Below are 26,546 nucleotides of genomic sequence, written 5' to 3'. Positions count from 1 at the left end.
TCTTGTTCATCGGCCCGCAGTTTCGATCCACGCTTCCTCCCCACGGTCGGTCGCCCTTCCGCAGTTGCGCTTCTCTTCGTTCGCCGTGACCAGCTTACGGTGGGACTTCCACCCACAAGAATGCGCCCATGCTGGGCGCACAAACAAAAGAGCCGCCGGATTGCTCCGACGGCTCTTCGAAATTCTTGTTCTGTCCGACTTAGTTCGAGTCGAACTTCCGCACTTCCATGAAGTTGACCGCAGTGCCGCTGAAGCGGCCCGGATCGATGGAGGCTGTCTTCGTGAAGCCCTCGGCATAGACCGCGGTCGGCTGGGCACGAAGCGTCTGGCTGACGAAGCGAGGCGCCTTGACCGGCTTGGTGACCATTTCCATGCGGGCATTGGTGAGCGCCCACTGCGAGATGATCTTCTGCGTCAGCTTCGGCTCGGTGCGAACCGTTGCGCGGCTGGCGTCGGCCTCTGCCGCCTCATGCTTCGTCGGGCGGCCGCCCTTGGTCGGCAGGCCCTGCGACAGTCCATTCGCATCGGTCGGCTTCGGTGCATCGAACGCATCGCCGAAGCTTGCGGACTTCGTCGCCGGCACCAGAGCGGCAAGCTGCAATTGCGGCCTTTCGCCCGGAACCTTTTGCGGCATTGCCGCGTTAATAGCCTGCTCGACGCTCGTGACCGGCGCCTGGTTGGATGCGACTTGACGATCGCCATCAACATTTTGCTGGTCGAGGGCATCGGCAACGGCCGGAGAAAGCGTATCTTCCTGGTCCACCATGTCGTCCTCAGCTTCGGCATCGGCACTCGCCGCGGCCAGAAGCTTTTCGGCAAGCGCCGGTCGTTCACCCGGCGTCGGAACCGCTGCGAGATTCCCCGTCATCGCAGATGGATCAGCCGAGGCGACTTCCGCGTCTCCTGGAGAGCGGCGCGGTCCGAGTAGGGAAGGAACCGGTACGCTGTAGGCGCTGAGATCCGCGAACTGCTGCTGACCTTGCTCGGTCACAGCGGAAAGGGCTTGCTGCGCTGCATTTCCGGATTGCGGAGCGACGAGGGCGCTGGCCATCTCGCTACCGCCTGGCTGATTGGCGAACGCCGGACGCACCTGCGGAATCGGCGCGTTTACACTTGCGACTTCAGTAGCCTGCGCGGGCGCTTGCTCGCCGGGATTGGCGGCGTTCGGCATGTTAGCCGCTGGCGGCGTCGCCTTCGCGACCGCCACTGCTGCGCTGCTATCATCATCGGAGCTGTCTTCGGCCTCGTCGGCGCCGCCTCCAAACAGGGCTGCAAACAGCGTCTTATGCTTTGGCTGATCGCCGACCGACGAGCCCGAATAGGCGCCGGAGCTTGCCATCTGCACCTGCGTCGAGCTCACGCGACGCTTGTAATCGGCCACCGCCTGCTCGTAGCCCGGCAGCGGACGGCCATCCGATGGGATGTGCATCGTGTTGCCGTTGGGGAAGAGCCGGACCAGTTCTTCGCGGCTCATGCGCGGCCAGGCGCGGACGCCGCCGACGTCCATGTGGACGAAGGGAGAGCCGGATTTCGGATAGAATCCAACGCCGCCGACCTGCATTTTCATGCCGATGCCGCGCAAAGTGGCCAGTTTGACGTCGGGAATGAAGAAATCCATCGCCTTGCCAAGCATATGCTGGCTCTTCTCGGCGACGCCGGAATTGCGCGAACGCGACTTCAGCATGGCGTTGGTGGCCGGAGAACGGAAGCCGCAGACGACGTTGATGTAGTCGCGCGAGCCGCTCTGACGGTAGACTTCCCAGATGAGGTCGAAAAGGCGCGGGTCCATGTTCGTCGGCTGGTTCTTACGCCAGTCGCGAAGGAACCGGTTCAGTTGCTGGAGACCCTTCGGGTCAAACCGGCCGTTGCGCTTGTAGGTGATGACGGCTTTTTCGCCGGTATGGACGAAATAGAGTTTGAGACTACGCGTTTCGCCTGCCGCCTCGGAAGGCGAACTGACTAGAACAGGCGACGAAACGGCGAGTGCGAGAAGGGCGGCCATAGCCGTCCTAAACACCTTTCCGCAAAGGCCCGTGGACCTTGTGCGCCAGTTCAAGCGCGAAGGTCTCGTATTCCGATTCAGATCCGGCAACTCAATCCCCGTCAGACAGCCGATGGTCCCTCTTTGACACCGTTGACTGTTAAATGCGGTCACACGATGGCAAAAATGCCACACGCGTTCAACCTTTTCTTTACATAGTGAACAGCCCACTAACAAGTGGTTTATGTTTCGTAACAAAAGATGATTGCCGGAGTGTTAATTAGAAAACCTATGCCGCGTCCTTCAGCGGATTGTCGGGGTCTATGCCGTAATCCTTGAGTTTCCGGTACAATGTGGACCTTCCGATACCCAATTTCCGAGCCACTTGACTCATCTGCCCCCGATAGAATTTAAGGGCGAATCGGATCAGTTCTTCCTCCACATCCGCGAGCTTGCGCACATCCCCGGCAGGGTTTGTGCTCGCAATTGCGTTGTCGGGCGCCTCCGTGATTCGTGCAACCGCCTCTTCGACGCTGGCCTGATGGGCCGGATAATCGGTGGCTGAAAAGTCGTTTTGTCGATCGACACGCGTGTTGTCGGCGACCAGCGCCAAATGATCAACGACCTCGTATTCGGGCAGCTGTGCCGCAATCTGCGGGAAATCCGCTTCGGTCAGCTCACCGCCTTCGGCGAGGACCACCGCGCGGAAAATCGCGTTCTCGAGCTGGCGGATATTGCCCGGCCAGTCATAGGCTGTGAGCAAAGCCAATGCACCGGAGCTAACCGACATACGACGGCCGTTCTTCTGCTCGCTCGAGAAGCGCTCGGTGAAGACGCGCACGAGATGCGGAATGTCTTCCTTTCGCTTGCGGAGCGCGGGAATGGTGATCGGGAAGACATTCAGGCGATAGTAGAGGTCCTCGCGGAAGTGGCCGTTCTTGACCTCTTCGATCAGATCCTTGTTTGTCGCCGAAATCAGCCGGACATTGACCTTGTGCGCAGTGCGCGCGCCAACGGTCTCAATTTCCCCCTGCTGGACGGCGCGCAGCAGCTTGACTTGAACCTCGAGCGGCAGGTCGCCGATCTCATCGAGGAAGATGGTGCCGCCATCGGCTTCCATGAACTTGCCGATATGCTTTTCGGTGGCACCGGTGAAGGCGCCCTTTTCGTGGCCGAAGAGAATGCTTTCGACCAGATTGTGCGGAATGGCGCCGCAATTGACCGTGACGAATGGCTTGCCGGAACGGTCGCTGCCGGACTGGATCGCACGGGCGACCAGTTCCTTGCCGACACCGGACTCGCCTTCAAGCACGACAGGAATGTTCGACTGCGCTGCGCGCTGCGCCAGATCGATGACGCGGAGCATTGCCGGGCTGGCCGAAACGATATCATCGAAGCCGACTGCGCCGGAGCGCGATCGGCGGCCGGCGCGTGCCTTGACCTCGCGCTGGTCGAGCTTCAGGGCGTTGGAGATCGAATTGGCAATCCGCTCCGGAGAGACCGGCTTGACGACGAAATCGAAGGCGCCGGCGCGCATTGCCTGCACCACGGTCTCGATACCGCCCTGCCCTGTCTGGACAATCACCGGAACATGCGTGCCGAATTCGTGCAGTGCCTCGAGGAATTCGAGGCCCGTCATCTCCGGCATCATCAGGTCGAGAACGATGACATTATAGAGGCCGCTGCCTCTCTTCACCATCTCCAGCCCGATCCGGCCGTTTTCCGCCTGATGGACGACGTGGCCGTGACGCTCTATCGCGTTCTTGAGCAGTCGACGCTGGATCGGGTCGTCCTCGACGACGAGTATCTGCGCTGCACCCTTGAGCTCATGGTAACCGGTCATTGCTGCCTCACTTCATGCGAAACCTGAGAGGCACTTTGGCAGAAAGGCTTGAACATCCAGTTTTGAGAAACAATTGCATTTTAACGTTTGTGACGAGGCCGAATCCGACCCGAAACGGAGCTTGTGGGCAGGCGAAAGCCCCTTGATGCCAAGCCTTTAGCGGCATAGACAGTCAAGCCTGTCGCAAAAGAGGAAGAGGACTCCGATGATGAAAAACACGCTCTCCGGCACCGCCATTAATTTTTCGGCAAGTTCTGCTGCCTCCGCGACCGACGCCGCTCTGGGCGAACTGCCGACCTGGAAGCTGCAGGATCTCTACCCCTCCGCAACCTCCACGGCCTTTACCGCCGACATGGAGAAGGCCGGCAGACAGGCAATCGCCTTCGAAGAGAAGTGGAAGGGCAAGCTTGCCGATGCCGCGACAAAAAAAGGCGCCGAGGGCATCGGTCAGGCACTGAAGGAATATGAGGCGCTGGACGACATTATCGGGCGCCTCGGCTCCTTTGCCGGCCTTACTTATTTCTCCGACACATCGAACCCGGTGAACGGCAAGCTCTATGGTGACGCCCAGACAAAGATCACCGAATTCTCCAGCCATCTGTTGTTTTTCGCGCTTGAACTCAATCGCATCGACGACGCCGTCATCGATGCCTGCATGGCAAACGACCCGGATGCCGGCCACTACCGACCCTGGCTCATCGACCTGCGCAAGGACAAGCCCTATCAGCTGGAAGACAAGCTCGAACAGCTGTTCCTAGAAAAATCGATGACCTCGGCGGCTGCCTTCAACCGCCTGTTCGACGAGACGATGGCGGACCTGCGCTTCGAGGTCGACGGCGAGAAGCTGCCGCTCGAAGTCACGCTGAACATGCTCCAGGAAAAGGATCCTGAGGTTCGCCATAAGGCTGCGATGGCGCTGGCGAAGACCTTCAAGGAAAACCTGCGCATCTTCGCGCTGATCACCAACACGCTCGCCAAGGATAAGGACATCTCGGACCGCTGGCGCGGCTTCGAGGACATTGCTGACAGCAGGCATCTTGCAAACCGTGTCGAGCGCGAGGTGGTCGACGCGCTGGCGGCTGCCGTCAAGGAAGCCTATCCCCGCCTCTCGCACCGATACTACAAGATGAAGGCAAAATGGCTCGGCATGGACCAAATGAACTTCTGGGACCGCAACGCACCGCTGCCGGAAACCTCCAATGCCGTGATTTCCTGGAACGAGGCAAAGGACACGGTGCTGTCGGCCTATGGCAACTTTGCGCCGGAGATGGCCGCAATCGCCAAGCGCTTCTTCGACGAGCAGTGGATCGACGCCCCCGTCCGCCCCGGCAAGGCGCCCGGCGCCTTCGCGCACCCGACCGTTCCGTCGGCGCACCCCTATGTGCTCGTCAACTATCTCGGCAAGCCGCGCGACGTGATGACGCTCGCCCACGAGCTTGGCCATGGCGTCCATCAGGTTCTGGCCGGCGCCCAGGGCGCGCTTATGTGCCAGACGCCGCTGACGCTTGCCGAAACCGCATCCGTCTTCGGCGAAATGCTGACTTTCCGCGCCCTTCTCGACAAGACCAAGGACAAGCGTGAGCGCAAGGCTATGCTTGCCCAGAAGGTCGAGGACATGATCAATACGGTCGTGCGCCAAATCGCCTTCTACGAGTTCGAGCGCAAAGTCCACACCGCCCGCAAGGCCGGCGAACTGACATCGGATGATATCGGAGAACTCTGGCTCTCAGTGCAGTCCGAAAGCCTCGGGCCCGCGATCAAGATCTCGGAAGGCTACGAGACCTACTGGGCTTATATCCCGCACTTCATCCACTCGCCCTTCTACGTCTACGCCTACGCCTTCGGAGATTGCCTGGTCAACTCGCTCTATGCCGTCTACCAGAAGGCCGACAAGGGCTTTCAGGAGAAGTATTTCGAGCTTCTGAAGGCGGGCGGCACCAAGCATCATTCGGAGCTTTTGAAGCCATTCGGCCTCGACGCCACCGATCCGTCGTTCTGGAGCAAGGGATTGTCGATGATCGAAGGGCTGATCGACGAATTGGAAGCGCTTGATAAGAGCGCATAAGCTCTCGATCCAAAGGCAGGCATGACCAAGGCTGAACGCTACGTTCTGTTCCGGGATGACACGACCGGGCAAGTGATGCTCTTTTCCGATCCGTCGGAGATCATCATTGCCCGGACGCGCGCCGAGTTCCTTGCGGGCCTTGCCCGTATGGAAGAGGCAAAAGCGGCTGGCAAATGGCTGGCGGGCTACATGGCTTATGAAGCCGGCTACCTCTTCGAGGAAAAGCTCGCCGCTTTCCTGCCTGAAGGCCGGGAGACGCCGCTGCTCGCCTTCGGCGTCTTCGATACTCCCGAAGCCGGTATCCATCCTCTCGCGCAGCAGACACACCGCAGCGAAAACGACGAATTCCTGAGCGAGCCCAAGGCCGGTTGGGACTTTGCTCGATATAAAGAGCGATTCGATCGCCTGCATTGGCACCTACGTCAGGGCGATTGCTACCAGGCAAACCTCACCATGCCGATCACCGCCCGCTGGTCCGGCGGTCCGCGCGCCGCCTTCTGGTCGCTGATTTCGAGGCAGCCTGTGAAATACGGCGCGCTGGTCGATCTCGGCGGCCCCATCCTGCTTTCACGCTCGCCCGAGCTCTTCTTCCGCACCGACGAAGAGGGCTGGATCGAAACACATCCGATGAAGGGAACGGCAAAACGCGGGGCCGATGATACCGAGGACGCGGCAATCGTCGCCGCGATGCGCGACGACATAAAGACGCAAGCCGAAAACCGCATGATCGTCGATCTGCTGCGCAACGACATCTCGCGCATCACGGAGGTCGGCACCCTGGATGTCCCGAAACTCTTCGACATCGAGACCTATCCGACCGTCCACCAGATGGTCAGCCACGTGCAGGCGAAACTCCTTCCGAATCTGACCATTCGCGATATCTTCGCTGCCCTCTTTCCCTGCGGATCGATCACCGGCGCCCCAAAACTCAGTGCCATGCAGATCCTGCACGCGCTGGAAGACACACCGCGCGACGCCTATTGCGGCGCGATCGGCATGATTGCGCCCGGCGGCGGCATGCGCTTCTCGGTGGCGATCCGCACCATTAGCCTCTTTTCCGATGGCAAGGCGGTCTTCAACGTCGGCGGCGGCATCGTCTTTGATTCCACCGCCGAAGCCGAATACGAGGAGTGCCTGCTGAAAGCGCGGTTTGCGATCGGCGATCAGGAGATCGCGCGATGAACGACTTCTCGCTGCTCGAAACACTGCGTTGGGAACCCGAAGCCGGTTTCGTCAGGCTGCGCCTGCACCTGGCGCGCCTCTCCCGCTCCGCGCGCCGCATCGGCTTTCCAGACCCCACGGATGCTACCGCGAAACTGAAAGAAGCGGTTAGCAGCGCCACAACGGCACGGCGAACGCGTCTGACGCTCGACCGGCTGGGGCAGATCGAGATCACCACGGCTCCCTTCGCGCCGATACCAGAAGGCACCACATGGAAGGTCCGGATTGCCGAAACCCGTCTCGATTCCGCCGACAAATTGCTGCGGATGAAAACGACGCGCCGTGGTGTCTACGAGACCGCACGCGCCGAATATCCGTCGTCCGAAGTTGACGAAGTTCTGCTTCTGAACGAGCGCGGCGAGGTCTGCGAAGGCACCATCACCTCAGTCTTTCTCGACGACGGATCAGGCGTGTTGCGCACGCCGCCAATCTCCTGCGGCCTGCTCGCCGGCGTCTTGCGCACCGAGTTGATCTGCCAGCGCAAGGCGCGGGTTGGACGCATCTCTGTCCACGATCTGACAGCCGGAACACTCTATATGGGTAATTCGTTGCGCGGACTGATACCGGCCCGCCTCCTCAGCTAGGCCACGATCTTCAACCGATCGCGGCCGCTTTGCTTGGCGTGATACAGGGCTTCGTCGGCGCGGGCATAGACCTCGCGCGCCGTCTCTCCTGGCCGCAACTCCGCCAACCCTGCAGAGCAGGTGTAAGAGAAGGACGGTGCGGTGGGTATCGGACGCGCGCCGCGCACCATTCCGATGAGGCGTTCTATGATCAGTTCGGCCTGCGCCAGGGTCGTATCCGGCAGGATCAACATGAATTCCTCGCCGCCGATCCGCCCGAAGCTGTCACGTCGGCGGATAACCGGCTGCACGCGGCGTGAGAAATCAATCAGCACATCGTCGCCGAACTGGTGGCCATAGATGTCATTGATGCGCTTGAAGAAATCAAGGTCGATGATGCAGATGCAGCCCACAGTGCCGGGATTGCCAGAGGCCTGCCCCGCGATCAGGCTCTCCAGCGCCGCCATCATGAAGCGACGGTTGGAAATACTGGTCAACTCATCCGTCTGCGAGGCCCGCAGCGCAAAGTCGCGGTCCTGCCGTACGTCTCGCCCGCTTTGCTTCAGAGAGGTGATGTCGCTAGCAACACAAAGCATCCAGCCGTCTTTCTGCACGGTCTCGGTCATCCAGAACCAGCGACCGTCGACGACGTCGGTTTCGAACGCCCTGAACGGCAGCTTGCCCCGGCGCGATTGCGCGGAAACGAGCCAAGTCTCGAAATCAGCAGTGCGAATGATCGTCCCCTTACCCGCCTTCGTATTGCGCCGCATGAGTTCCGACCACAAGGGAGTCTCGTCCGGTTCGATGGCGAAAGTCGAACGAAAGGCAGCATTTGCATAGCGCAACCGGTCTTCTTGATCGTAAACGGCGATCAGGACCGCGCTTTCTTCCTGCAATTCGGCAAGCCGCTCAGATATCTGGTTCATCCAATTGTTCCGGGGCACGCTGCAAACAATGGTTCGCACTTTGGCGCAGAGCTCAAAAAAGAAGATGGATGGCTCGGCGCCGATTGAATATTCACATGCATCGGAACACAACACCCCGAAAGGAAATTCTGCGATGTTCATCCTCGCCCTGACCTATGTGAAGCCGAACGAGGAAGCCGACAGGCATATGGAGCCGCATATGGCCTGGGTCAAGGAAGGCTATGCAAAAGGCTGGTTCCTCGCCTCCGGCCGCAAGGTGCCGCGAACTGGCGGCGTGGTGCTCGCGGTCGGTCAGCATGCCGAAATCGAGGCCTACGTCGCAAAAGATCCCTTCACGGTGCATGGCATCGCCGAATACGAGATCACCGAGGTCGCCATCACCACGACTATCGAGGGATTGGATATTTTAAAGGGCTGATTCACAACCGGCGCACCGCCAATTCACTGTGCTCTACTTGGAGCACGGGCCGCCCCAAACTTAGGTGTACCTCGACCGCCAAAACGCTTCACCATAGAGTCCGCATGGTCCGTTGCCCGATATGTCTCTCACGAAAGACAGGAGCGCAATATGTCACAGGCTGAAGCAAAACGCGGTACGATGGGTCAGCAGAAGTCAGGTATGACCCAGAACAACACCTCACAGCCCGGAAGATTGCGGCCCGAAGAGTTGGTCCCGTCGCGCTACGCGGTCCGGGTCGGTGAGATTGACGTGCTGGTGGTCAGCGATGGGGTACTGCCGCTTCCAACCGCGATGTTGGGACATAACGCCGACCCGACCGCCCGGGCGGCCTGGCTTAAGGACATGTTCCTGCCGCCGGACGCTTTCGACTGGGCGCTGAACGTGGTCGTGGTGCGCAGCGGCGGGCAGACCATACTCATCGACGCTGGGCTGGGATTGGACCCGGACTTGAACTTGCCGCGGGCCGGGCAGTTGACCAAGCGACTGGAGGCGGCTGGCATCGATCTTGGATCCGTCACCGACATCGTGCTCACCCACATGCACATGGACCACGTTGGCGGGCTGCTCGTCGACGGGGTGAAGGAACGGCTGCGGCCGGACCTGCGGATCCACGTGGCCGCCGCCGAGGTCAAATTCTGGGAGGCGCCCGATTTCTCCCGCGTCTCGATGCCGCCGGGGTTCCCGGACGCGCTTCGGGCGGCCGCCAAACGGTTCACCGAAGAATACCGCAGCCATCTGCGGCTGTTCGATGAGGAGCAAGAGGTGGCGCCGGGCGTGGTCGCCACACGTACCGGCGGTCACACCCCTGGGCACAGCGTGGTCCGCGTGGCGTCCGGCAACGACCGGCTGATGTTTGCCGGCGACGCCGTGTTCGCGGTCGGGTTCGAACACCCCGACTGGTATAACGGTTTCGAACACGATCCAGAAGAAGCGGCCCGCGTCCGGGTCCGACTTTTGCGGGAGCTGGCGGAGACCGGCGGACTGCTGGTGGCTACTCATCTGCCGTTCCCGTCCGTTGGCCACGTTGCAGTCGAGGGCGACGATTTTCGTTGGGTGCCGGTCTTCTGGGACTACTGAGGGCTTGTCGGGTCAGGGCATGAGCCAAATCTGGCCCCATCCGGACAGTCTGTGGCGGACGGTCTTCCATCGGGGGACATTGGCGGCATAGAGTGCGATCATGACGCCTCTGACCTATACACCCTATGGCGGCTCCGCCCGGCCTTTCACCATCGGTTTGATGCCGCTCGATCCTAGCCGCTGGATCGAGCCGGATGACGATTGGGCCCGCTATGTCGGCGAGAAACGACGCCTGATCGAGACACATCGCGACGAGATCTTCGTTGCCGAGGCGGATACCGCGGAAGCACAGCAGGAGGTCTTCGATCTCCTGCTGGCTTATCTTGCGGAATATCATCCGAAGCTTGCCGACAGCGTTGCCCATGCAACCGAGCGGGATGCACCGCCCCTGCTGCGTGCCGGCCTGCTGGTTCAGGACGATCTCGTCATCATGCGACGCAGGGAAGACGGCTGGCATCTTGTCGCCGGCTTTGTCGCCTTCCCGTCCTCATGGTCGCTGCAGGAGAAGTTCGGTCGCCCGATGCAGGCGATTCACGCCGACGTGCCCGGTTTCGGCGAAGGTACGCGTAACGCGACACTCATCACCCGCATCTTCGATAACCTGCAGGTTTCGCAACCTGTGGAACGGCTGAACTGGTCCGTGAACGTCACGGATGAACTATTTTTGCCACTCTCCAAACACCGCCGCCCGCCGTCGGCCGACCCGTTCACGCTCGCCGAGCGCTTTGCTCGCGTCGAGCGCCAGACGTTGCACAAACTGCCGAAGTCGGGCGATATTCTGTTCACCATCCGCGTCTATGTCGATTCGATAGCCGCGATCGCCGACCACCCGAATGCCGCCAAACTTGCCGGAAGCTTCGCCGCGCAGCTGGATAGTCTCGATGAGCAGCAGGCGGCCTATAAAGGTCTGATACTGCAGAAGGCCGAACTCGTCGCGAAGCTTCGAGCGCTCGCGGACACCCTCACTCCCGCCTGAGTTTTATGCTCTTGCTCTTTATTGTGACGCCGTTTTGTGGTTAGAGCCGATAATCTCGCATTCTCTGCGCAATTTCCAGATGAATTCCTAAAGGCCCATCGCCTTCGTCGCCTTCCACAGGAGAAAAGAAAGAATGACGGAACAAACCCACCCGGTATATGCCGAAATTACTGGCCCGATCGTGATGATCGGCTTTGGCTCCATCGGCCGCGGTACCCTGCCGCTGATCGAGCGCCACTTCAAATTCGACAAGAGCCGGATGGTAGTCATCGACCCGCGCGACGACGCAGATCACACCGAAATCATGGCAAAGCATGGCGTGAAGCACATCAAGGCTCATGTCACGAAGGAAAACTTCAAGGAACTGCTGAAGCCGCTTCTGACCGAAGGCAGTGGCCAGGGTTTTTGCGTCAATCTCTCCGTCGACACCGGTTCGGTCGACCTGATGAAGCTCTGCCGCAAGCTCGGCGCTCTCTACATCGATACCGTCATCGAGCCCTGGCTCGGTTTCTACTTCGACAAGAGCATGAAGAATGCCGACCGCACCAACTACGCACTGCGTGAAACTCTTCGCAAGGAAAAGGCGAAGAACCCGGGCGGTCCGACTGCTGTCTCCACCTGCGGCGCAAACCCGGGTATGGTTTCGTGGTTCGTCAAGAAGGCGCTCGTCAACCTCGCCAACGATATCGGTGTGAAGTTCGAAGAGCCGGATCAGCACGACCGCGAAGGCTGGGCGAAGCTGATGAAGAAGGTCGGCGTCAAGGGCATCCACATCGCCGAGCGCGACACGCAGCGTACCAAGCATCCGAAGCCGCTTAACGTCTTCTGGAACACCTGGTCGGTTGAAGGCTTCATCTCCGAAGGCTTGCAGCCGGCCGAACTCGGCTGGGGCACCCACGAAAACTGGATGCCGAAGAACGGCAAGAAGCACAAGAAGGGTTGCAAGGCTGGTATCTACCTCGAGCAGCCGGGCGCCAACACTCGCGTCCGCACGTGGTGCCCGACCCCCGGTCCGCAGTACGGCTTCCTCGTAACGCACAACGAGGCGATCTCGATCGCCGACTTCTTCACCGTTCGCGACAAGGACGGCGAAGTCACCTTCCGTCCGACCTGCCACTACGCCTACCATCCGGCGAACGACGCGGTTCTCTCGATGCATGAGATGTTCGGCAACGGCGGCAACCCGCAGCCGGTTCACCACGTTCTCGACGAGGACGAGTTGGAGGACGGCATCGACGAACTCGGCGTCCTGCTCTACGGCCATGAGAAGAACGCTTACTGGTACGGTTCCCGCCTGTCGCTGGAGGAAACGCGCCGCATCGCGCCTTACCAGAACGCGACGGGCATGCAGGTCACCTCCGCCGTTCTCGCCGGCATGGTCTGGGCCCTTGAAAATCCGACGGCCGGTATCGTCGAAGCCGACGAAATCGACTACAAGCGCTGCCTCGAGGTGCAGAGCCGGTACCTCGGCCCGGTCGAAGGCCACTACACCGAGTGGACGCCGCTGGAAGGTCGCCCGGGGCTCTTCCCGGAAGAGATCGACACCAAGGATCCGTGGCAGTTCAAGAACATCCTCGTTCGCTGATGCCAGCCCGAACCGCATTTGAAGATGCCCGCCTTGCGGCGGGCATTTTTGTAACGCCTGCTGTATAAATGCCGTCATGAGACCTTGAAGTCTTGCCTTAACTACCGGCTCGCGCCATGTGTTTCACAACCACACGGATAGTTCTCGTTCCGAAGCCCCGGGAGAAACTCATGAGAATCAGACCCCTCCTTGTCCTCATCGGCGCGTCCGCGGCGTTGAGCGCCTGCACCACGTCGTCGCCGCGCCCGGTACCGGTCGCTGCAACCCCGGCTCAGACAGGCGTTGAGGGTTCATGGTCGGATCCGAACGGCATCATCTCCACATTCCAGGCCGGAACCTTCACCACGCGCACGACCGACAGCAACCAGCTTCTCGCGTCGGGCACTTATGTGAACACCTCCCCGTCGCTGGTCGAGATCAACATGACCTCGCTGGTGCGCAAGACGCAATCCAAGGTCAACTGCGCGCTGGTGACCCAGAGCCAGCTCAATTGCACCTCCGACGCCGGTTCCCAATTCACGCTCACGCGCCGCATGTAGAGCTGTAAGGTTCGATTTGCGTTGGACTAAATGGTTCTGGTCTGCCAAAAGGCCCCGAGGACGCGACCGCCGTTATTTATAGAACGGGGTCGGGCGACCGATTGACGTCACGTTGCTGCCGCGAGATCACGCTGGCCGTCCTCAAATTCTCAACAAGCCGGTTTCAGAGGATGACTGCGTTCGCAGCCTGAGCGGATTTTCGTCGTTCGAAAAAAGAAAGCAGCTCTAGGGTTTGTTGAAAGCAGCCTCTCGCGAGGTTTTTCGTTTACCGCCCTTGGAATGCGCCGCTTCTGTCACAGCTTTTTCTCTTGCCGCCGCTAAATGCTTGGTGGAAACATTGATCACCTAGGGACGGCGGAGCGCAGGGGATATGGCTTCGCCGAAAAATCAGGAGAGCAGGATGACGAATTTTCAGTTCGGTCTGTTGACCGCGTCGATGCTGGCGCTGTCAAGCAGCGCCGCTTTTGCCGATTACGAACTCAATATCCTTCACATCAACGATTTCCATTCGCGCATCGAGTCGATCAACAAGTTCGATTCCACCTGCTCGGCCGAGGAAGAAGGCAAGAAGGAATGCTTCGGCGGCGCCGCCCGCCTGAAGACCGCGATCGACCAGCGTCGCGCCGCCCTGAACGGCAAGAACACGCTGCTGCTGAATGCCGGCGACAATTTCCAGGGATCGCTCTTCTACACGACCTACAAGGGCGCGGTCGAAGCCGAAATGCTGAATGACATGAAGTTCGACGTCATGACCGTCGGCAACCACGAGTTCGACGACAGCGAGGATGGCCTGGCGACCTTCCTCGACAAGGTGCAATTCCCAGTCATTTCGGCCAATATCCTGGCCGGTGACGGCTCCAAGCTCGGCGATCGCATCAAGCCTTCGCTGGTGCTCGAGGTCGGCGGCCAGAAGATTGGCATCGTCGGCGCCGTGACCAACGATACCGAAGAACTGTCCTCGCCCGGCCCGAAGGTGATGATCGCCGACGACGTGCAGACCATCACCGCGGCCGTCGAAGACTTGAAGAAGCAAGGCATCAACAAGATCATCGCGCTGACCCATGTCGGCTATCCGCGCGACCTCGCAGCCATCGCCAAGATCCCCGATGTCGACGTCGTCGTCGGCGGCCATTCGCACAGCCTGCTGTCCAACACCGACCCGAAGGCGGAAGGCCCCTACCCGACGATGGTCGACAATCCCGGCGGCTACAAGGTGCCGGTGGTTCAGGCGGCATCGTACAGCAAGTATCTCGGCGACCTCGTCGTCACCTTCGATGACAACGGCGTCGTCAAGGACGCCAAGGGCGACCCGATCCTGATCGATTTCTCCTTCACTCCGGATCCGAGCCTCACCGCGCGTATCGCCGAACTCGCCAAGCCGATCGAAGAACTGCGCAAGAAGGTCATCGGTTCCAGCGAAGCCCCGATCCAAGGCGACCGCACTGTCTGCCGAGTCGAGGAATGCTCAATGGGCAACCTCGTCGCCGACGCCATGCTCGACCGCGGCAAGAGCCAGGGCATGAGCGTCGCCATCCAGAATGGCGGCGGTCTGCGCGCCTCGATCGATGCCGGCGACGTCACTCAGGGCGAAGTCATCACCGTGCTGCCGTTCCAGAACACGCTGGCGACCTTCCAGCTGACGGGTGCCGATATCCGCAAGGCTCTCGAAAATGGCCTGAGCCAGATTGAACAGGGCGCCGGCCGTTTCCCTCAGGTATCGGGCTTGAAATACACCTTCGATAAGACCAAACCTGCCGGCAGCCGCCTCGTTTCCGTCGAAGCGAAGGAAGGCGACGCCTTCGTGGTGCTCGACGATGCTAAGACCTACGGCGTCGTCACCAACAACTTCATGCGTGCAGGTGGCGATGGCTACTCGATCTTCGAGACGGCGGGCAAGAATGCCTACGACTTCGGACCGGACCTCGCCGACGTGACTGCCGAATATCTTGCAGCGCACTCGCCCTACAAGCCTTATACGGACGGTCGCGTGACCGAAGTCGCAGCCTCCGGTACCCAGGCAGCTGCCACGACGGCACCCGCACAGGCCGCGCCCGCCTCCCCGGCAGCACCGGCAGCTTCTACGGCACCCACCGCGGCAGCTCCGGCAGCGCTCGCCCCGAATACGCCGACCAACCACGTCATCGCCGCCGGCGATACGCTTTGGGATCTCTCCAAGCAGTTCTATGGCGAGGGCGCGCTCTGGAAGAAGATTTCCGACGCCAACGGCACGCCGGCGCCACGCCACCTGACGATCGGTAAGGAACTGCAGATTCCGTCGAAGTAAGACGATTTGTCTCGATTCTGAAAGCCGGTCCGGGGTTCCGCGGACCGGCTTTTGTTTCTATAGGGTGAACCACCGAAGTCCGGCTGCGTGTGAGCCGGTCAGACAAGACACCAAGGGTTTAAATGACGACCATTGAAACTGCGCACCGCCCGGCGGACCACCCGCCCGTCAAATCAGGCAAGGTCGGCGTCCTGCTCGTTAATCTGGGCACGCCCGATGGCACCGATTACACGTCCATGCGCCGTTACCTGAAGGAATTCCTGACCGACAAGCGCGTCATCGAGTGGTCACCCTGGAAGTGGTACCCGATCCTCTTCGGCATCGTCCTCAACACGCGCCCGCAAAAGGTGGGCAAGGCCTATGAGACGATCTGGAACAAGGACAGGAACGAGAGCTACCTGCGCACCTACACGCGCAACCAGTCCGATCTCATGGCCGAACGCTTGAAGGACCTGCCAAACGTGAAGGTGGAATGGGCAATGCGCTATGGCACGCCCTCGATTCCATCGCGCATCGAGGCGCTGAAGGACGAGGGTTGCGATCGCATCGTTCTTTTCCCGCTTTATCCGCAATACGCCGCCGCAACGACGGCAACCGTCAACGACAAGGCCTTCCAGCAGCTACTCAAGATGCGCTGGCAGCCGGCGCTGCGGACCGTCCCTGACTATCACGACGACGAGACCTACATCGAAGCGCTTGCCAATTCGGTGAAGAACCATTTGGCGACGCTCGACTGGCAGCCGGACATGGTACTCGCCTCCTTCCACGGCATTCCTATGTCCTATTTCAAGCTTGGCGATCCCTATTATTGCCAGTGCCAGAAGACCGGCCGCCTGCTGCGCGAACGGCTGGGACTGCCGGAAGACAAGTTCATGGTGACCTTCCAATCCCGTTTCGGGCCGGAAGAGTGGCTGCAGCCCTATACCGACAAGACGGTGGAGAAGCTGGCCCAAGACGGCGTCAAGAAGATCGCCGTTCTGAACCCCGGTTTCGTGTCCGACTGTCTGGAGACACTGGAAGAAATCGCCGAGCAGGCCGCTCATTCCTTCCATGAGAATGGCGGCGAGAAGTTCGCTCACATCCCCTGCCTCAACGACAGCGAGGATGGCATGCGGGTGCTCGAAAAGGTCGTTCGCCGCGAACTGCTCGGCTGGGCCTGATCAGACGCCGCGCTTGTTGCCCCAGAGCAGAACATGCAACTGGGGCAGCACACGGGCCTCGAACCACCGGTCCTCGGTCACCTTGTCGACCAGCCACAGCATCCTGTCCATGATACCGTCGATATCGACGCGCGCATCGTCGTCGTCAGGCGGCGGAGGCGTGTGGTTCCCCGGCTGCAGATAGACGGGCAGATCGGGATAGCGCGCCGCCGCCTCGCGGGCATAGGCATAGTCGCGGTCGTCGAAGACGACGATCTTCAGCGCGATATCGGGCCCGCAGGCCGCCATCTTGAGACAGACCTCGAACGCATCCCAATCCGTCGCCATGCCGCTCGAGGGCGGCTTCGGGCTCAGCACCAGCACATCAAGATCGGCAAACCACTCCTTGGCGACGCTCCCCTGCGTTTCCAGCGCGAATCTGTAGCCTTGCTCATGCCCATGCGCGATCAGACCGCCAAGCGGCTGGATCGCCGGGTTGCCACCCGAAAGCGAGACCATCAGAGGCTTGCCGCCGGAGAGCCGCGTCACCTCCGCCCATATGCCATCGACGGTCATCGGCAGCCATTGATCGCGATACTCGCTATCCACAGCATGCAGGCTGTCGCACCAAGAACAGCGATAATCGCAGCCGCCGGTGCGAACGAAGACGGTCGGCAGGCCGATCAGGACGCCTTCCCCCTGGATCGTCGGCCCGAAGATCTCGCTGACGCGGATCTGGGCCTCGCGAGCCCCGCTCACGGTCGGTATTCCGCCCAGGTCTTCGGTGTCTCGCTGACGCGCACGGCGGAAGTCTCCGGCAGTCGCTCCTTGCACCAGTCGTAGAAGTGCTTGGCGAGATATTCCGAGGTCACGCGATCATGGCCGAACACCTCATTCAGATGCCGATGGTCGAAGCGCTCGTCGATGTAGCGCTTCAGCGGCGAAAGCTCTTGATAGTCTCGAACGAAGCCGTTCTCGTCGAGTTCGGCGGCGGCCAGTTCCACCACGACGATATAGTTGTGACCGTGCAGGCGAGCACACTGGTGATCGGCGGGCAGATGCGTCAGCTGATGCGACGCGGAAAAGTGAAACTCCTTGGTGATGCGAAACATCACTTCACCTCCCTGGCCGAATAGCCTGCTGTGGCCGCCACCCAGAAATCCGGATCCTCGTATTCCGTGGGGTCGGCGACGCCGGCCAGATGAAAGGCCTCGCGCCGCTCGACGCAGGTGCCGCACCGTCCGCAATGGCGCGTACCGCCCTTGTAGCAGGACCATGTCTCGGCAAATGGCGTCCCGTATTTCGCACCATCGGTAACGATATCGGCTTTCGAGACGTTGACGTAGGGAGCGAGCAGCGAAACACTGGCATAGCCATCCAGCGCCTGGTTCTGCATCTCCTGGAAAGCATCGATGAAGCCCGGGCGGCAATCGGGATAGATGAAGTGGTCGCCGCCATGCACGGCAACGGCGACCGCGTCGGCTTTCTGGGCCGCTGCGAGACCGAACGCGATTGCAAGCATGATTGCGTTGCGGTTCGGCACCACGGTCGCCTTCATCGTCTCCTCGGCATAGTGGCCGTCGGGCACGTCGACATCGTCGGTCAGGGCCGAACCCGTCAGGTGCCGGCCGATGGTGCGGATGTCGATGATCTGGTGCGGTACGCCGAGCCGCTTGGCGCAGGCTGTGGCAAAGTCCAGTTCCTTGCGGTGGCGCTGTCCGTAATCGAAGGAAAGCAGGCTGATAAGCTGATGCTCCGCCGCCACGCGATGGGCGAGCGAAATGGAGTCCAATCCGCCGGAGCAGATGACGATCGTCTTCATGATGAGGATCCCTTGTTTTGACCGGGTGGGCTGCGACCGGTATTTCCTGCGCGCCTTCTAATGCAAAGCGCTCCCGTTGTGAATAGTCGACTGACATCCCATATCGAATCCATAAACCGGATAGCTTCGCCAGCCGAAGATGCTGGCGTTTCAGGCCGGCTCGTCTAAGGTTGCATCAGTCGATTCTATCGCGGGGGAGTTTCATGGTTCTGAGTGGCTTCGATATCGTCGTCATAGCACTGGTGATCTTCGTCATCCTCGTGCTGTTTGCAGGCATCAAGATCGTGCCGCAGGGCTACCGCTACACCCTCGAGCGTTTCGGCCGCTATACGCGCACGCTGGAGCCCGGCCTCAACCTCATCACCCCCTTCATCGAGCGTATCGGCGCCCGCATGAACGTCATGGAACAGGTCCTGAACGTGCCGACCCAGGAGGTTATAACCAAGGATAACGCCTCCATCTCGACCGACGCCGTCGCTTTCTACCAGGTCCTCAACGCCGCCGAGGCAGCCTATCAGGTCGCGAACCTCGAGAATGCCGTCTTGAACCTGACGATGACCAACATCCGTACCGTCATGGGGTCGATGGATCTCGACGAATTGCTCTCGAACCGTGATGCCATCAACGACCGGCTGCTGCACGTCGTCGACGATGCCGTCCGGCCTTGGGGCATCAAGGTGACGCGCATCGAGATCAAGGACATCCAGCCACCACGCGACCTGGTGGACGCCATGGCGCGGCAGATGAAGGCCGAACGCGAGAAGCGCGCGCAGGTGCTGGAGGCCGAAGGCTCCCGTAACGCTCAGATCCTGCGTGCCGAGGGCTCCAAGCAATCGGCAATCCTGCAGGCCGAGGGTCAGCGCGAAGCCGCCTTCCGCAACGCCGAGGCTCGAGAACGCCTCGCCGAAGCAGAAGCCAAGGCAACCAAGATGGTGTCGGAGGCGATTGCATCGGGCAACATTCAGGCCGTCAACTATTTCGTAGCCCAGAAATATACCGAAGCTCTCACCGCGATCGGTACCGCCGGTAGTTCGAAGGTCGTGCTGATGCCGGTCGAGGCTTCGTCCATCATCGGCTCGCTTGGCGGCATTGGAGCGATCGCCAGGGAGGTCTTCGGCGACAACCCGACGCCGCCGCCACCACCACGCCAGCAGTCAACCCCGCGAACCACCCCGGCCGTCAACCCCTTCAACCCGCCAACGGAGCGCTGAGCCATGATCGCCAGCCTCGTCGCGGATCTCGGACCCTGGAGCTGGTGGATCGCCGGCTTGGTGCTGCTGGCCGCAGAATTGATCGCGCCGGGCGTCTTCCTTGTCTGGATCGGGCTTGCCGCCCTTATCGTCGGCATGCTGTCGCTACTGTTCTGGGACAGCAGCTTCTGGCTTTGGCAGGTTCAGGCCATCCTCTTTGCGCTTCTTGCAGTCGTGGCAACGGTGGTCGGCCGCAAGCTGACCCTGCAGCACGGTGAAACCGATCAGCCTTTCCTCAATCAGCGGGCCGAAAGCCTCATCGGGCGCACCGCGACGCTGGCGGAGCCCATCCGCGAAGGGCGCGGTCGTATTCGCCTCGACGATACGTTCTGGCTCGTAAACGGCCCGGACCTGCCTGTAGGCACCAAGGTAAAGGTGGTGGCGAGCAGCGGGCGCGATCTGACGGTAGAACAGGTCTGATCAGGCCACGCCGATCCGAAGCAGATCATGGAAGTGCACGAGCCCGATCGGGCGGTTGTCGTCGTCGACCACGATCAGTGCTCCGATGCTGTGCTGGTTGAGCATTGCAAGCGCGGCCGTTGCCAGCACTGTCGGCTTCACCGTCTTTGGTGTCCGCGTCATGATATCGTCGACAACGAGCTCGGAGAGGTTGCGCGTCAGGTTGCGTGCCAGGTCGCCTTCCGTGATGATGCCGCAGAGGCGCTCATCCTCGTCCAGAATACCGACGCAGCCGAAATGCTTCCGAGACAACGTCGAGATCGCCAGCGGCACCGGCGTTCCCTTGGCCACCAACGGGACGCGATCGCCCGTATGCATGATATCGGCGACATGGCTGAGACTCGCCCCGAGTTTGCCGCCCGGATGGAACACGTGAAAGTCGCGCGCCGTAAAGCCTCGTGCCTCAAGCAGCGCGATGGCAAGCGCATCGCCCATGGCGAGCTGCATCAGCGTCGAGGTGGTCGGAGCCAGCCCATGCGGACAGGCCTCTTCCTCGTTCGGCATCAACAGGACAATGTCGGATGCCGTGGCAAGCGACGATCTTTCGGAACATGTGACGGCAATCAGCGGAATCGAGAACCGGCGCGTATAGCCGATGATGCTGCGAAGCTCGGCACTTTCGCCGCCCTTGGAAAGGGCAAGGACGATATCCGTCGTGCCGATCATCCCGAGATCGCCATGGTTTGCCTCGGCCGCATGGACAAAGAAGGCCGGCGTTCCTGTCGACGCCAGCGTCGCCGCGATCTTCACGCCGATGTGGCCGCTCTTGCCGACGCCTGTAACGATGACGCGACCGGTGACGCCGTTGATCGTCTCGACGGCCCGCATGAAAGGCCCGGCCAAGCCGTCGTCAAAAGCTCGCTCCAGGGCCTCAAGCGCCCGCCTCTCGGTGCCGATCGTCCGTTTCGCAGACTCCAGGACACCGTTTTCGATGACATTTACCGCTCTCTTGATCATGGCACTGCGTTAGCGGTTTTCATCCGCCGAGTCCATCGGCTGCCCTCACGGGCATCGCAGCGCAACGAATGGTTAACCACAAGCCTTTACGTTCGGGTAACGCTTCGACGCATGCCAGGATACACATGAGCCATTGGAAGGACACGAGCAGTCTCACGCCGCTCCGCGCGACGGGCTTTGCCGTGTCCATGGCTCTGATGGCAGGCACTTTCCTCGCGCCCCACGCCGTACTTGCGCAGTCGACGCCCGTTTCCAACAGCTCTATCCGCTCGTCCACCGCACCTGCTGCTGCGGCGGTGGAGGATGAAGGCGATATCCCTGAAACACCGGCCGGCACTATGTCAACGGCCGACAATGCGGCGCCAGCGGCCACTGCTGCGCCGATTGCGGCTGCCGATCAAAAACCGAGCGACGAGACGACCGGTGCGATCCTCGATGAGGACATGATACGCCTCAACACGCGCGAAGCGCCGCTCGACGAGCGGCTGCCGGCCCGCAAGCCGGAGCCGAATCCGGCGGCCGAGGAAACGCCGGGCATCCGCATCGGCACCTTCGTTCTGCGTCCGACCGTTACCCAGAGCATCAACACCGAGACGCAGAAGGACGCCGGCATCAAACAGACGCGTGGCTTCCTCGAAACGGATCTGCACGCCACGATGACCTCCGACTGGGCGCTGCACCAACTCACGGTGACCACCGACGGCGCCTGGCAGAAGAACGTCAGCGGCGAAGGCGAGGAACAGCCGGATTTCAGGATCGACGGCGACCTGCGGCTCGATCTTCCCGAGGATACGACCGCACATATCATCGGCGGCTACCATTTCTACCGCGAAGACACTGATGATCCGAATGCCATCCAGAACGCGGACCAGCAATCGGATGTTCAGGAATTCAGCACCGGCGCCTCGATCGAACGCGACTTCGGCATCCTGCGCGGCAGCACCGCTATCGATGTCAGCCGTACGATCTATTCCGACGCGACATTGTCCGATGGAACGACCGTTTCGCTGGCCGATCGCAACGAGACGAGCGGCACGATCCGCGGCCGCATCGGCTACGAGCTTTCCCCGGCTCTCATCCCCTTCATCGAAGGCAATGTCGGCAAGACGGTCTATGACGAGAGTATCGATTCCGCCGGCTTCCGCAGGTCGGGAGATAGCTATGGCGCCAAGGTCGGCGTCGAGCTCGATTTGGGTGAAAAACTCCGCGGCGAGGTCGGGGTTGGCTATCAGACTGCCACCTTCGACGACGACCGCCTCTCGGACATCGACGCGGCCGTGGTGGATGCTCAGCTATTCTGGTCGCCGCTCAGAGGTACGGACGTCGACATCGGCCTGCTGACAAGCATCAACCCGTCGACCACAGCTGGCGAATCGGGCTACGTTTCGCATGCTTTGACGACGGGCGTCACGCATCAACTGCGTGATAATCTGACAGGCACTGTCCTCGGCGGCATCATCTATCGCGACTATCCGTCGGATAGCCCGACCAGCGACGAGACGGTCTACACCACGAGCGCCGGGCTGACCTGGAACATCAACCGCTACCTCGATATGACCAGCACCATTGGCTACGAGCTGACGTCCCGCAAGACAAGCAGCGATTCCGAGCAATGGCGGGCCGGCGTCGGTCTGAAACTGAAGCACTGAAACGAAATCCGCCTCCAAGTGGGAGCCTTGGAGGCGGACTAATCCGTTTGACAGGCAGGCTGGTTTCAGAGGCCCTTCAGCAGCGCCTTGAAGCCTTCCTCGACGGTCGGGCGGATGTCCGCACGTTCCAGGGCGAAGGCCACGTTGGCCAGGATGAAGCCGTCCTTGGCGCCGCAGTCATAGGTCGTGCCGCGGAAGTGATAGCCCGCGAACGTCTGGTCCTTCAGCAGCTTCAGCATGCCGTCGGTCAGCTGGATTTCGTTGCCAGCGCCTCGTTCCTGGGTTTCCAGGATCTTGAAGACTTCAGGCTGCAGGATATAGCGGCCGTTGATGAAATAGTTCGACGGTGCCGTGCCCTTGGCAGGCTTCTCGACCATGCCGGTGATGCGGAAGCCATCACCGATCGCTTCGCCGACGCCGACGATGCCGTACTTGTGAGCTTGATCCGGGGCGCATTCCTCGACGGCGATGATGTTGCCGCCGCTCTGGGCATAAAGGTCGATCATGCCCTTCATGCAGCCCTTGCCTTCGCTCTTCATGATCATGTCGGGCAAGAGCAGCGCAAACGGCTCGTTGCCGACGATCTCGCGAGCACACCAGACGGCATGGCCGAGGCCAAGCGGCTCCTGCTGACGAGTGAAGCTGACCGTACCAGCCTTGGGAAGCTGGCCAGCAAGCAGCGTCATTTCCGCCTGCTTGCTGCGCTCGCGCAGCGTCTGCTCAAGCTCGAAATGGATATCGAAGTAGTCTTCGATGATGTGTTTGTTACGACCTGTGACGAAAACGAAATGCTCGATGCCCGCTTCCAAAGCTTCGTCGACCACATACTGAATGATCGGTTTGTCGACGACAGTCAGCATTTCCTTCGGCACGGCTTTGGTGGCCGGAAGAAAGCGAGTCCCGAGACCCGCGACCGGAAATACAGCTTTGCGAACTTTTTTATGCTCTGCCACACAATCCTCCTGCGATAACTACACCGCTTGAAATAAAGGCATTTTTGATTGAACTAGATGCGATTTGCTACAGTTTTGCAAATGGTGACTGCGTTCCTACGTCATGGTAAAGAATTTGTTGACTTCGTTCAGGTAGTCTCAGGCCTGAGCGGAAATTTGCGCTCCGCTGTGCCTGAAACGAAAGGACGGATGACCGCCGATGACTCAAAATCACAGAAATTCCCTTCGTGGTCTTGCTATTGCACTCATCGTGACCGCGTCCGCCGGCCTGGCCCCCATCAACGCGAAAGCAGATCAGCGGTTCCAGAAGTGGATCGCGGACTTCTATCAAACTGCCGCTCAAAATGGCATCAGCAAGGCAACCTATCGCAAAGCCTTCTCAGGCGTCAGCGATCCGGATCCGACAGTGCTGGAAAAGGCTGCCTATCAGCCTGAATTTACAACGAAAATCTGGGACTACGTTGATTCCCGTGTAAATCCGTACACGGTGCAGATCGGCCGTCAGATGGCCGCCAAACATGCCTCGACGCTGAATGCGGTCCAACGCCAGTTCGGTGTGGACAAGACGATTCTCCTGGCCATCTGGTCGATGGAATCCAATTATGGCGCAGTTCTCGACAAGGACGACCGCCTGCACTACGTGCCGCGCGCCTTGGCGACCCTCGCCTATGCCGACGAACGCCGCGCGAAGTTCGCCAAGAAGCAACTCATTGCGGCGCTGAAGATCCTGCAGAATGGCGATATCTCGCCCGATGGCATGACCGGCTCCTGGGCCGGCGCCATGGGCCACACCCAATTCATTCCGACAAGCTACCTGCTCTATGCGGTCGACGCCGACGGCAACGGACATCGCGACATCTGGAACTCCGTGCCTGATGCTCTCGCCACGTCCGCCAACCTGCTGCGGAAAAACGGGTGGGATGCCGGCAAAACCTGGGGCTATGAAGTGGTCGTACCGCCGAATGCCAGAAAACAGGTCGGTAAAACGCATACACTGGCGCAGTGGGCCTCCCTCGGCCTTAGCAGGCCGAACGGCAAGAGCTTCCGCGATGGCGGCAGCAAGGCCGTGCTCAAGATGCCGGCCGGCCCCGATGGCCCGGGGTTCCTGATGACCAGCAATTTCTTCACCATCAAGAACTACAACGCGTCGGACAGTTACGCGATTGCGGTCGGACTGCTGGCGGACGAGATCGCCGGCTACGGCGGCATGAAGCAGCCCTGGCCACGACCGAACGGTACGCTTGATATGAAGCAAAAGTTCGAACTGCAGACGCGCCTGAAGACACTCGGTTATTACGACGGCGAGGTCGACGGGAACTTCGGCAGCGGATCCAAGGCCGCGATTGCCGCGGTCCAGGCTCGCATCGGAATGCAGCAGGACGGTGAGCCATCGCTGCCGCTCCTGAACGCGCTTCGCAAGTAGACGGAATAATCGGCAACATACACTTTTGGAGTGTGGACGCGAGTTCCCGCTCCATGCGAGAATGCCGGCAGATGCGAGGCTGCTGATTATGCGTAAACGAGTACACCGGGCAACGCTCCGCTGGGGTGCGATTGGCACCGCAACGTTGGTGCTCGTCTTCAGCGCGCTGCCGGTGCACGTGGCCGATGCGCAGGAGCGGTATTACTATCGCCGCTCGATTCTCGATTTTTTCTTTGGCCGTCGCTACATCCAGGAATATCCGCCACAGGCACCGTCTCAGAACGCGCCGCAGCGACAGCCTGCGCCGAGAAGGAAAGCGCCGTCGCCGAAGGCGGCTGCGGCTCCCCGTCCCGCCGCTCCCGTCGTCGTTGAGGAAAAGGCGGTCGAGAAGCTTGCCAACGCCCAGAAGATCCTCGTCGTCGGCGATTTTCTCGCCGGCGGTCTTGGCGTCGGCATGGACGCTGCTTTCAAGGATTCTCCCGGCGTCGTGGTCGAGACACATAGCAACGTCGCCTCGGGTCTGGTCCGAGACGACTACTATGACTGGCCGCAACAGCTGACAAAATTCATGGACGAGGCGAAGCCCGCCATGGTCATCGTCATGCTCGGCGCGAATGACCGCCAGCAGATGGTGACGGATATCGGCAAGGAGAAATTCAGGACCGACGGTTGGTATGCCGAATATCAGCGCCGCGTCGTGGCCTTCGGCCAGCAGGTCACCAGCCGCAAGATTCCGCTGCTCTGGGTCGGACTACCCGCCTTCGATTCGCCTGCGATGACCGCCGATGCCGTGCAGCTTAACCAGCTGTTCCGCAAGCAGATGGAGAGCGTCGGCGGCGAGTTCGTCGACATCTGGGACGGTTTCGTCAGCGAAGGCGGCGACTTCATCGTCACCGGCTCGGATATCAACGGCCAGCAGGTCCGCCTACGCACCTCGGATGGCATCAACCTCACGGAAGCAGGCCGGCGCAAGCTTGCCTTCTATGTCGAAAAGCCCGTGCGCCGCATTCTCGGGGTACAGGCAAGCCCGGACCTCGTCCGCCTTGACGCGGGCAATGCGCCGGTGATCGACGCTGTGGCAATGCCCGGCCGCACCGAGCCGATCAGCCTCTCCGATCCCAACCTGGATGGCGGCGCGGAACTTCTTGGCGGCAGGGCACTCCCGGTCAGTGCCACCAAGTCGCCACGTGATCTTCTGGTTCAGGATGGCGAGATGGCGGCTCCCCCTGTTGGCCGCGTAGATGACTATCGCATGGCTCCTGTGAAGCCCACCGCTCAGGTCACCATCAAATAGCCCGGCTGCATGAAGCCGCGCTCCAAAAACGCGCTCTTGATCTCAGTCGAACGCGAGGCTCACCAAACGAAAAAGGGCCG

22 protein-coding genes and 2 pseudogenes are annotated in these 26,546 nt (G+C 60.7%); 15 read left to right on the top strand and 9 right to left on the bottom strand.

The genetic code is table 11. The annotated features are described in order from the left end of the window. Positions 1-199 precede the first annotated feature (199 nt). From AC1DPR_RS13310 to AC1DPR_RS13300, 3 genes and pseudogenes are all read right to left on the bottom strand, one after another. Positions 200-2,092, bottom strand: coding sequence for a peptidoglycan L,D-endopeptidase MepK (locus AC1DPR_RS13310; protein WP_112666492.1), 1,893 nt, complete (start codon positions 2,090-2,092; stop codon positions 200-202). Positions 2,093-2,270: 178 nt separating this feature from the next. Next, positions 2,271-2,495, bottom strand: a pseudogene (locus tag AC1DPR_RS13305) (helix-turn-helix domain-containing protein); the annotation flags it as partial. A 65-nt stretch (positions 2,496-2,560) separates the two neighbouring features. Further along, a pseudogene (locus tag AC1DPR_RS13300) lies at positions 2,561-3,824 on the bottom strand (sigma-54-dependent transcriptional regulator); the annotation flags it as partial. A gap of 208 nt (positions 3,825-4,032) precedes the next feature. Between AC1DPR_RS13300 and AC1DPR_RS13295 the strand changes: the two are divergent. Genes AC1DPR_RS13295 through AC1DPR_RS13285 form a run of 3 tightly spaced genes read left to right on the top strand, consistent with a single transcriptional unit; the run spans position 4,033 to position 7,694 of the window. Next, complete coding sequence (locus AC1DPR_RS13295; RefSeq protein ID WP_477816451.1) at positions 4,033-5,889, top strand: M3 family oligoendopeptidase; 1,857 nt, start codon at positions 4,033-4,035, stop codon at positions 5,887-5,889. A gap of 21 nt (positions 5,890-5,910) precedes the next feature. Further along, positions 5,911-7,071 (top strand): aminodeoxychorismate synthase component I, encoded by a 1,161-nt coding sequence (locus tag AC1DPR_RS13290; protein ID WP_477816449.1) that lies wholly within the window; start codon positions 5,911-5,913, stop codon positions 7,069-7,071. After that, positions 7,068-7,694 (top strand): aminotransferase class IV family protein, encoded by a 627-nt coding sequence (locus tag AC1DPR_RS13285; protein WP_018856045.1) that lies wholly within the window; start codon positions 7,068-7,070, stop codon positions 7,692-7,694. Before AC1DPR_RS13290 ends, AC1DPR_RS13285 begins: the two co-directional genes overlap by 4 nt. On the opposite strand, the gene AC1DPR_RS13280 is transcribed toward AC1DPR_RS13285, so the two are convergent. Continuing rightward, the gene (locus AC1DPR_RS13280) at positions 7,691-8,599 is read right to left on the bottom strand and encodes a sensor domain-containing diguanylate cyclase (RefSeq protein WP_018856046.1); all 909 of its coding nucleotides are present in this window, start codon (positions 8,597-8,599) and stop codon (positions 7,691-7,693) included. The genes AC1DPR_RS13285 and AC1DPR_RS13280 overlap by 4 nt on opposite strands. Before the next feature lie 133 nt (positions 8,600-8,732). On the opposite strand from AC1DPR_RS13280, the gene AC1DPR_RS13275 reads away from it, so the two are divergent. The 7 genes from AC1DPR_RS13275 to hemH all read left to right on the top strand — a co-directional run bounded on the left by AC1DPR_RS13275 (position 8,733) and on the right by hemH (position 16,680). After that, positions 8,733-9,017 (top strand): YciI family protein, encoded by a 285-nt coding sequence (locus tag AC1DPR_RS13275; RefSeq protein WP_018856047.1) that lies wholly within the window; start codon positions 8,733-8,735, stop codon positions 9,015-9,017. Between the two features lie 180 nt (positions 9,018-9,197). After that, a complete protein-coding gene (locus AC1DPR_RS13270) occupies positions 9,198-10,136 on the top strand; it encodes an MBL fold metallo-hydrolase (RefSeq protein WP_477816450.1) in 939 nt (312 codons plus the stop codon). Positions 10,137-10,236: 100 nt separating this feature from the next. Continuing rightward, positions 10,237-11,112, top strand: a complete 876-nt coding sequence (locus AC1DPR_RS13265; RefSeq protein WP_477816448.1) for a heme-dependent oxidative N-demethylase family protein — start codon at positions 10,237-10,239, stop codon at positions 11,110-11,112. 133 nt (positions 11,113-11,245) lie between these two features. Then, positions 11,246-12,697, top strand: a complete 1,452-nt coding sequence (locus AC1DPR_RS13260; protein WP_477816447.1) for a homospermidine synthase — start codon at positions 11,246-11,248, stop codon at positions 12,695-12,697. Positions 12,698-12,867: 170 nt separating this feature from the next. Next, on the top strand, positions 12,868-13,236 hold the full coding sequence (gene omp10 / locus AC1DPR_RS13255; protein ID WP_018859923.1) for an outer membrane lipoprotein Omp10: 369 nt from the start codon (positions 12,868-12,870) through the stop codon (positions 13,234-13,236). Positions 13,237-13,636: 400 nt separating this feature from the next. Next, a complete protein-coding gene (locus AC1DPR_RS13250; protein ID WP_477816446.1) occupies positions 13,637-15,520 on the top strand; it encodes a 5'-nucleotidase C-terminal domain-containing protein in 1,884 nt (627 codons plus the stop codon). Between the two features lie 122 nt (positions 15,521-15,642). Further along, on the top strand, positions 15,643-16,680 hold the full coding sequence (hemH, locus tag AC1DPR_RS13245; protein WP_477816445.1) for a ferrochelatase: 1,038 nt from the start codon (positions 15,643-15,645) through the stop codon (positions 16,678-16,680). Here hemH and queE read toward each other — a convergent pair whose 3' ends face one another. The 3 genes from queE to queC are packed head-to-tail and all read right to left on the bottom strand — an operon-like array spanning position 16,681 to position 18,481. Continuing rightward, positions 16,681-17,418 carry a 7-carboxy-7-deazaguanine synthase QueE gene (gene queE / locus AC1DPR_RS13240; RefSeq protein WP_113470646.1) on the bottom strand — a complete coding sequence of 246 codons (738 nt, stop codon included), beginning with the start codon at positions 17,416-17,418 and terminating at the stop codon, positions 16,681-16,683. Further along, entirely contained in the window at positions 17,415-17,771 is a 357-nt protein-coding gene (gene queD, locus AC1DPR_RS13235; protein WP_018859919.1) for a 6-carboxytetrahydropterin synthase QueD, read from the bottom strand. Before queD ends, queE begins: the two co-directional genes overlap by 4 nt. Next, positions 17,771-18,481, bottom strand: a complete 711-nt coding sequence (gene queC, locus AC1DPR_RS13230; RefSeq protein WP_018859918.1) for a 7-cyano-7-deazaguanine synthase QueC — start codon at positions 18,479-18,481, stop codon at positions 17,771-17,773. Before queC ends, queD begins: the two co-directional genes overlap by 1 nt. Before the next feature lie 203 nt (positions 18,482-18,684). On the opposite strand from queC, the gene AC1DPR_RS13225 reads away from it, so the two are divergent. Together AC1DPR_RS13225 and AC1DPR_RS13220 are read left to right on the top strand one after the other, a co-directional pair. Then, positions 18,685-19,692 (top strand): SPFH domain-containing protein, encoded by a 1,008-nt coding sequence (locus tag AC1DPR_RS13225; RefSeq protein WP_018859917.1) that lies wholly within the window; start codon positions 18,685-18,687, stop codon positions 19,690-19,692. 3 nt (positions 19,693-19,695) lie between these two features. After that, a complete protein-coding gene (locus AC1DPR_RS13220) occupies positions 19,696-20,151 on the top strand; it encodes an NfeD family protein (protein ID WP_477816444.1) in 456 nt (151 codons plus the stop codon). Here AC1DPR_RS13220 and AC1DPR_RS13215 read toward each other — a convergent pair whose 3' ends face one another. Then, entirely contained in the window at positions 20,152-21,147 is a 996-nt protein-coding gene (locus AC1DPR_RS13215; protein WP_018859915.1) for a KpsF/GutQ family sugar-phosphate isomerase, read from the bottom strand. A gap of 125 nt (positions 21,148-21,272) precedes the next feature. Here AC1DPR_RS13215 and AC1DPR_RS13210 point away from each other — a divergent pair, with 125 nt between their 5' ends. After that, on the top strand, positions 21,273-22,796 hold the full coding sequence (locus tag AC1DPR_RS13210; RefSeq protein WP_113470645.1) for an outer membrane beta-barrel protein: 1,524 nt from the start codon (positions 21,273-21,275) through the stop codon (positions 22,794-22,796). A gap of 65 nt (positions 22,797-22,861) precedes the next feature. On the opposite strand, the gene galU is transcribed toward AC1DPR_RS13210, so the two are convergent. Further along, the gene (galU, locus tag AC1DPR_RS13205; RefSeq protein ID WP_007797839.1) at positions 22,862-23,749 is read right to left on the bottom strand and encodes a UTP--glucose-1-phosphate uridylyltransferase GalU; all 888 of its coding nucleotides are present in this window, start codon (positions 23,747-23,749) and stop codon (positions 22,862-22,864) included. Between the two features lie 199 nt (positions 23,750-23,948). On the opposite strand from galU, the gene AC1DPR_RS13200 reads away from it, so the two are divergent. Beyond that, a complete protein-coding gene (locus AC1DPR_RS13200; protein WP_018859913.1) occupies positions 23,949-25,172 on the top strand; it encodes a lytic murein transglycosylase in 1,224 nt (407 codons plus the stop codon). 61 nt (positions 25,173-25,233) lie between these two features. Then, on the top strand, positions 25,234-26,466 hold the full coding sequence (locus AC1DPR_RS13195) for an SGNH/GDSL hydrolase family protein (protein WP_113470644.1): 1,233 nt from the start codon (positions 25,234-25,236) through the stop codon (positions 26,464-26,466). Positions 26,467-26,546: the final 80 nt, after the last annotated feature.

This window comes from Rhizobium sp. 01T417 (genome assembly GCF_056398905.1).
The sequence above is the reverse complement of the archived record's forward strand: the minus strand, read 5'-3'. Positions and strand labels throughout refer to the sequence as shown.